Genomic DNA, 7511 nt, shown 5'->3' with positions numbered 1-7511 from the left:
CTTTTCGACGTGGGCTATGCGCTGGCGCGCATCCAGGCACGGCCTTCGGCCGCAAGGCAGGCGGGCTTCGCCGCCCACTGCACGGCTTCGCCGTCAGGCACGGCCTTCGGCCGCAAGGCAAGCATCGCTTCGCTCGCCCGAAGCACGGCTTCGCCGCAAAGCACGGCCTTCGGCCGTGAGGCGGGCTTTGCTTCGCTCGCCCACTGCACGGCTTCGCCGCACTGCTCGGCGGGTGGGCGGGCTTCGGTTCGCTTGCCCTTGATGTCGCTGGGGTTGCTCAGCGCGGGGTGACCAGGAGGGCTTGGGCCGAGCGGGCCACTGAGCCGTGTTCGTCGTGGACGATGCTCGCTGCCGTGCCTGAGCCGTCGGGGCCGATGGTGGTCTCGGCGTCGACGCCGATCCATTCGCCGGCCGGCTCCCGGTGCAAGTGGACCGTGAGGTCCGTGTTCGCGAACGACCACTCCGACATGCTGGCCCGGCGGGACACACCGCTGGACGAGTCGACGACCGCGAACAGCCGTTGCAGCGGGCTCGGCTGCTCCGACGCCACCAGCGGGATCCGCTGCCGGGCCCACATCTGGGCGTGGCCGGTGGTGCTCGGGCCCGCGCGCCACTCCATGGCCGCGGAATAGCCGCGGTCCCAGTCCTCGATGCCGGGCACCGCAGGCCAGGACTCCGGATCGCCCAGCGGCTCCCGCTGCCCACCCGAGACCGGGGAGCTGTCCCCGCGGACCATGCGCCACGCGCGGGCCGTCGCGCACACCCGCCCGCCCGCCGCGAGCTCCGCCGAGATCAGCTGCACGGAGCGGCCCGGCCGCAGCACCTCGCCGCGCACGGTGAGCTCGTCCACCGGGACCGGGCCGAGCACGTCGATGCCCACCCGCCGGATCGCGGTGCCCTCGACGGGTTCGCGTCGCTCCAGCTCGCGTACCAGCAGCGCGGAGACCGGACCGAGGTGCTGGGCCTTGTCCGACCACGGGCCAGCGGTGTGCCCGGTGGCGCGGAACCGCCCGTCGCCCAGATCTTCGTAGAACGCCGCCTGCTCGTCCACGGTCTCCTCCTCAGCTCGGCGCCACCTGCAGGCACCGTCGACACGTGCGCCCACCGGCCGTGTTCACCACGAGCGAACACGGCCGGTCGGTCGCGGGATGCTCAGTCCGTGCGGTCCAGCACCGACTCCGGTCCGGGGTCGGGCTCCGGCCAGCCCGGATAGGGCGGGGGAGTGCCGCCGAACTCCGGGCAGTGCGCCTTGTGATCGCAGTAGTCGCACAACTTGCTCGGGTTCGGTCGGAAATCACCGGTCTTCCCGGCGCGCAGGATCGCCTGCCAGATCGCCTCCAGCGTCCGCTCGAAGCGGAGCAGCTCGGCCTCGTCCGGCGCGTACGCCAGCGACTGCTTGTCCGACAGGTACATCAGCAGCAGCTGGCGGGGAATCTCGCCGCGGGTGCGCCACAGCACCAGGGCGTAGAACTTCATCTGGAACAGCGCCTTGGCCTCGCCGATCGCCCGCGGCGCCGCGCCCGTCTTGTAGTCGACCAACCGGATCTCGCCGGTCGGCGCCACGTCCACGCGGTCGATGAAGCCGCGCAGCAGCAAACCCGAATCGAGCTCGGTCTCCACCCGCAGCTCGCACGCCTCCGGCTCCAAGCGGCGCGGGTCCTCCAGCTCGAAGTACGAGTCCAGCAGCCGCCGCGCCGACTTCAGCCAGGTGTCCAGCTCCGGGTCCTGCGGCCCGTCGAACAACGCGCTCAGCTCGGGCTGCTCGGCCAGCAGCTCCTGCCACGCGGGTTCCAGCAGGTCGCGGGCGTGCTCGGCGTCGCGCTGCGCCGTCGGCAGCGCGAACATCCGCTCCAGCACCGAATGCACCACGGTCCCGCGCACCTGCGCGCGCGTCGGCGTCTCCGGGAGCCGGTCCACCGCGCGGAAGCGGTACAGCAGCGGGCACTGCTTGAAATCACCCGCGCGCGACGGCGACAACGCCGGTCGGCGCCTGCCTCCGGCGGGCGGGCTCGCTCCGTCCGAGCCGCTCGCGCCGTCGGCCACGGCGAGCTCGGAACTCGATCTGTCGCTGGTCCGGGCCGGTTCCACCATGCCCCGCACCCTAGATCAGGCCGCCGACAAGATCCGCACGCGTGGCGTATCACCGGTGGTTCACGCGGCCCGCTCTACCCTGTGGGCCATGCCCGCCAACACAGCTCGCGGCCGACCTGCTCCACCGGACAACGGCCTGCTGCTGTGCCGGGTGGCCGGAGTGCCGGTGCTGCTGTCCCCGTCGTGGTGGATCGGGGCCGCGTTCATCGTCCTGCTCTACACCCCGCTGGTCACCCGGATCCTGCCCGACGTCGGCATCTGGACCAGCGCGTTCATCGCCGCCGTGTGCACGGTGCTGCTGGCCGCCTCGGTGCTGCTGCACGAGCTCGGGCACTGCCTGGTGGCGCTGCGGCTGGGGCTGCCGGTGCGCCGGGTGCGGCTGTTCCTGCTGGGCGGCATCTCCGAGATCAGCCGCACGCCCGCGACCCCCGCGCAGGAAGGCATGGTCGCCGCCGCCGGGCCCGCGGTCTCGGTGCTGCTGGCCGCGGTCACCGGGCTCGGCTGGTTCGCGCTCGAGCCGGGCGGGGCGCTCTGGCTGCTCATCGCGCAGACCTGCGTGGCGAACCTCGCCGTGGCCGTGTTCAACCTGCTGCCGGGGCTGCCGCTTGACGGGGGCCGGATGCTGCGGTCGCTGCTGTGGGCCGCCACCGGGCGCAGGCACGCGGGCACCACCGCCGGCGTCGTCGGGGCGGGCCTCGTCGCCGCCGGACTGCTGGTGTGGGCGCTGCTGGGGCTGCTCCACGACGTCGACGACCAGTGGCTGCGGCTGCTGGCGTGCGTGTTCATGGTGTGGTTCGTCATCGCGGGCGCCAGCGCCGAGCACACCGCCGAGCAGCGCCGCAGCCGTCCCGTGCGGGTCTCGCTCACCGAGATCATGCGCCCGGTGCTGCAACTGCCCGCCGAGAGCCCCGTCGGGGACGCGCTGGTCGCCGCCGCCGGACGGGGCGTGGTGCTGGTCCGCGCCGACGGCATCGCCGTCGGCCTGCTCGACCAGTCCGCCGCCGAACGCCTCGCCACCACCGCGCCCCAGGACCCCGCCGAGCACGCCGCCGAACCGGTCGGGCCGGACACCATCCTGCTCGAGGGCGAGCCGGGCGAGGCCGTGCTGGAACGGGTGCGTACCGTACTGGCCTGGCAGTTCCTCGTCATCGACACCGACGGCAGGCCCTGCGGGGTGCTGCGCCGGGAGGACCTGCGCAGCGCGCTCAGATCCCGCGACCGCGAACGGTGAGCACGGGCGAGGAGCCGCCGGGCCTTCTGCGACGATGGTCCGCCGTACCCGCCGTGCCGCGGCCCCACCACGCACTCCTGTGACGTTCGGCGTGGGCGCGTCGGCGGTCCCCTTCCGAACGCGCACATGGAGGCCTGAAGCACGTGAGCACCGTCAGCGGTGAGTTCCAGCCCGGCGACCGGGTCCAGCTGACCGATCCGAAGGGACGGCACTACACGGTCGTCCTGGAGACCGGCGGCGAGTACCACACCCACCGGGGCGCGCTGGCGCACGACGAGCTCATCGGCCGTCCCGAGGGTTCGGTGGTGACCTCGGCGGGGGGCACCTCGTTCCTGGCGGTGCGACCGCTATTGTCGGACTACGTGCTGTCCATGCCGCGCGGCGCGCAGGTCATCTACCCGAAGGACGCCGCGCAGATCCTCATGTGGGGCGACATCCGACCCGGCGCGCGGGTGCTGGAGGCAGGCGCGGGTTCCGGTGCGCTGACCTGCTCGCTGCTGCGCGCGGTGGGCAGCGAGGGCAGCGTCGTGTCCTACGAGGTCCGCGCCGACCACGCCGAGTACGCCGAGCGCAACGTGCGCAAGTTCTTCGGCGAGGTCCCGGAGAACTGGACGTTGCGGGTCAACGACCTCGCGGACTACGACGAAGGCCAGGTCGACCGCGTCGTGCTGGACATGCTCTCGCCGTGGGACGTGCTCGACACCGTGTTCGCGAACCTGATCCCCGGTGGCGTCCTGGTCGTCTACGTGGCGACCACGACCCAGCTCTCCAAGGTCACCGAGGCGCTGCGGGAGCAGCAGTGCTGGACCGAGCCGCAGGCGTGGGAGACGCTGATCCGCCCGTGGCACGTGGTGGGCCTGGCGGTCCGCCCGGAGCACCGGATGGTCGCGCACACGGCGTTCCTGCTGGTCACCCGGCGGCTCGCCGACGGCGTGACGCCGCCGCGCCCGCAGCGCAGGCCGAGCAAGGGCTGACCGGCGCGGTGGCACCGCGATCCCCGCGGTGCCACCGGCCTCAGCGTCGGGGGCTCACTGGTCGAGCTTGCAGATCTTCCACTCGTCGTCCTCGACGGTGAGCAGGATGGTCTGGTCGACGGGCATGGTGGCGCCGTCGAGGGTGTAGGTGCCGTTGAGCTTCGCGCGGGCCTGCTCGCCCTGGGCGGTGACCTGTCCGAGCCGCACCTGGAACTCGCCGCTGGCCAGCTGCTGGAACTGCGAGTCGAGTTCGCCGCGGTTGGCTTCGCACAGCTGCGGGCCGAGCGAGCCGAAGTCCCCCGCGTTGACCTTGTCGACGAGGCCCTGGGCGACCGGCCGGGGTTCACCTGGGTCGCCGCCGCCGAACAGGAAGAGGCCGCCGACCACGGCTCCGGCCAGGACCAGCACGCCGACGCCGCTGAGGATCCAGACCAGCGGAGACCGCCCCCGCGGCTCGTCCTCGGCGAACTCGTCGGGTTCCTGGATCCACGCGCCCGCGCCGAAGTCGCCGCCCCAGTTCGGCGCCGGCGGGACCTGCTGCCCGAACTGGCCGAACGGGGCCTGGCCCGGTGCGCTGGGGAAGGGCTGCTGGCCCGGCTGCGCCGGGACTCCGGTGATGGGGCCCTGCGGCCATCCCGCGTGCTGGTTGCCGTAGAACGCGGGTTGCTGCTGCGGCGGTTGCTCGCCGGGGTTCGGAGCGCCGTCCGCCGGGTTCCCGGCTGGCTGCCGGTCCCACCCGCCCGGTCCGGGCTGTTGCGGCGGATAGGTCATGGGATGTTCCTCCCCCAAGTTCTGTGCTCTGGCCGCACGAGGTGGTGCGGCGGCGTAAGTACATCAGAGCGTTACCTGGCGCATGTCAGGAGTAGACCTTTCCGGCCGCCCTGTGCCGAGGTGCTCGGCTTGGGTGAGATGCCCGACATGAGGATCTCGCCGATGCGCGTTTCGACCGCGGAAAACCCTCGTTGTTCCAAATGATGGGAGAAGTCGGACACGCCCAGGGGTGCGGCACCGCAATGACACCCGGTTGTCAGCTCACCGACACCCGGATGCCGACGTTCGGTACCGAACGCGGTGGCGTTCCGGGAAACCCGCGGTCGTACCGCCGGGTTCGGCGACGACCGCGACGGGTGCGAAACACCGAATGGACCATGATCGTGAACACACCGTGTTCACCGTCCACTCCCACCACGCCCGGACGGGCCATCGAGGACGTTCGAATCATGGGTATTCGCCGAATTTTGTGGCACGCTAGCGGATCCGGCGCGCAATCACGACGCCGCCGTCGTCGGTGATCGCCGGTACCGTGGTGGTACGAGCACGGGAGGAGGGTGCCGATATGCAGCACGACCGTCCCGGCAGCCGGCCTGAGGAGGGCGGCGAGCAGCAGCCCGGCGGGCAAGCCGAGCTCAACGGCCAGATTCGTCTGCTCCAAGACGAAGTGGCGTTGCTGCGCCGAAAGCTCAACGAGTCCCCCCAACAGGCCCGGTTGCTGGAAAAGCGGCTGGCCGAGGCATCCGAGCGCGTGAGCCAGCTCACCGAACGGAACGCCAAACTCACCGAGACCCTGAAGGAAGCGCGCGGTCAGCTGATGGCCCTGCGCGAGGAGGTCGACCGCCTGGCCCAACCCCCGAGCGGATACGGAACCTTCCTGTGCCGCTACGAGGACGGCACGGTCGACGTGTTCACCTCCGGTCGCAAGATGCGGGTCGCCGTATCGCCGAACGTCGAGACCGAAGAGCTCAAGCTGGGTCAGTCCGTCCGGCTCAACGAGGCGCTGACCGTCGTGGAGGCGGGCGCCTTCGAGCAGATCGGCGAGGTGTGCACCTTCCGGGAGATCCTGCCTCCGAGCCTCATCGACGGCGCGGGAGCCAGCCGCGCGCTGGTGCTCGGCCACACCGACGAGGAACGCGTCGTGTGGCTGACCGATCCGCTGGTGGAAGCCGGGCTGAAGTCCGGTGATTCCGTGCTGGTCGACAGCAAGGTCGGCTACGCCTACGACACGGTCCCCAAGGCCGAGGTCGAGGATCTCGTGCTCGAAGAGGTCCCGGACGTCGGGTACCTGGACATCGGTGGCCTGAGCGGGCAGATCGAGCAGATCCGCGACGCCGTGGAACTCCCGTTCCTGCACTCCGACCTCTACGTGCAGTACCAGCTGCAACCGCCCAAGGGCGTGCTGCTCTACGGGCCGCCCGGCTGCGGCAAGACGCTCATCGCGAAGGCGGTGGCGAACTCGCTGGCCAAGAAGGTCGCCGCGGCGCGCGGTGACGACGACGGGCAGGCGAAGTCCTACTTCCTCAACATCAAGGGCCCCGAGCTGCTGAACAAGTTCGTGGGCGAGACCGAGCGGCACATCCGGCTCATCTTCCAGCGCGCCAGGGAGAAGGCCTCCGAAGGCACCCCGGTGATCGTGTTCTTCGACGAGATGGACTCGATCTTCCGGACCCGCGGCAGCGGTGTGTCCTCGGACGTGGAGACCACGATCGTGCCGCAGCTGCTCTCGGAGATCGACGGCGTCGAGGGCCTGGAGAACGTCATCGTCATCGGTGCCTCCAACCGCGAGGACATGATCGACCCGGCGATCCTGCGACCCGGCAGGCTCGACGTGAAGATCAAGATCGAGCGGCCGGACGCCGAGTCGGCCAAGGACATCTTCTCCAAGTACCTCACCGACCAGCTGCCCATCCACGAGGAGGACCTCCTCGAGTTCGGCGGCGAGAAGGCCGCCTGCCTCGACGCGATGATCCAGACCACCGTCGAGCGGATGTACGCCGAAACCGACGAGAACCGGTTCCTGGAGGTCACCTACGCCAACGGGGACAAGGAAGTCCTGTACTTCAAGGACTTCAACTCCGGCGCGATGATCCAGAACATCGTGGACCGCTCGAAGAAGGCGGCGATCAAGTCGGTGCTCGACACCGGCCAGCCGGGCCTGCGGGTGCAGCACTTGCAGGACGCCATCATCGACGAGTTCGCCGAGAACGAGGACCTGCCCAACACGACCAACCCGGACGACTGGGCGCGGATCTCGGGCAAGAAGGGCGAGCGGATCGTCTACATCCGGACCCTGGTCAGCGGCAAGAACCAGGAATCCGGCCGGGCGATCGACACGGCCACCAACACCGGCCAGTACTTGTAGCGACGTGCGCGATTCGTGGCGGGTGCCGTTCTCCGGTGCCCGCCACGAATGCTGCTCGGAGTGCCTGCGAGGTCGAGTG

General features: G+C 70.7%; 7 protein-coding genes. 4 read left to right on the top strand and 3 right to left on the bottom strand.

What is annotated here, in order from left to right:
- Positions 1–291 (top strand): hypothetical protein (locus OOZ19_RS21455; protein WP_266091939.1); only part of this gene is annotated, 291 nt, incomplete at its 5' end.
- On the opposite strand, the gene OOZ19_RS21450 is transcribed toward OOZ19_RS21455, so the two are convergent.
- A complete protein-coding gene (locus tag OOZ19_RS21450; protein ID WP_266091938.1) occupies positions 278–1051 on the bottom strand; it encodes a thioesterase family protein in 774 nt (257 codons plus the stop codon). The genes OOZ19_RS21455 and OOZ19_RS21450 overlap by 14 nt on opposite strands.
- 101 nt (positions 1052–1152) lie before the next feature.
- On the bottom strand, positions 1153–2091 hold the full coding sequence (locus OOZ19_RS21445; RefSeq protein WP_266091937.1) for a RecB family exonuclease: 939 nt from the start codon (positions 2089–2091) through the stop codon (positions 1153–1155).
- An 88-nt stretch (positions 2092–2179) separates the two neighbouring features.
- On the opposite strand from OOZ19_RS21445, the gene OOZ19_RS21440 reads away from it, so the two are divergent.
- Positions 2180–3322 carry a site-2 protease family protein gene (locus OOZ19_RS21440; protein ID WP_266091936.1) on the top strand — a complete coding sequence of 381 codons (1143 nt, stop codon included), beginning with the start codon at positions 2180–2182 and terminating at the stop codon, positions 3320–3322.
- Between the two features lie 143 nt (positions 3323–3465).
- Positions 3466–4296 (top strand): tRNA (adenine-N1)-methyltransferase, encoded by an 831-nt coding sequence (locus tag OOZ19_RS21435; protein ID WP_266091935.1) that lies wholly within the window; start codon positions 3466–3468, stop codon positions 4294–4296.
- Positions 4297–4350: 54 nt separating this feature from the next.
- On the opposite strand, the gene OOZ19_RS21430 is transcribed toward OOZ19_RS21435, so the two are convergent.
- On the bottom strand, positions 4351–5067 hold the full coding sequence (locus OOZ19_RS21430) for an Rv0361 family membrane protein (protein ID WP_266091934.1): 717 nt from the start codon (positions 5065–5067) through the stop codon (positions 4351–4353).
- A 565-nt stretch (positions 5068–5632) separates the two neighbouring features.
- On the opposite strand from OOZ19_RS21430, the gene arc reads away from it, so the two are divergent.
- A complete protein-coding gene (gene arc, locus OOZ19_RS21425; protein WP_266091933.1) occupies positions 5633–7432 on the top strand; it encodes a proteasome ATPase in 1800 nt (599 codons plus the stop codon).
- Positions 7433–7511: the final 79 nt, after the last annotated feature.

It is taken from the genome of Saccharopolyspora sp. NFXS83, assembly GCF_026241095.1.
GTDB lineage: Bacteria > Actinomycetota > Actinomycetes > Mycobacteriales > Pseudonocardiaceae > Saccharopolyspora_C.
This window is presented reverse-complemented; position numbering and strand designations above follow the sequence as displayed.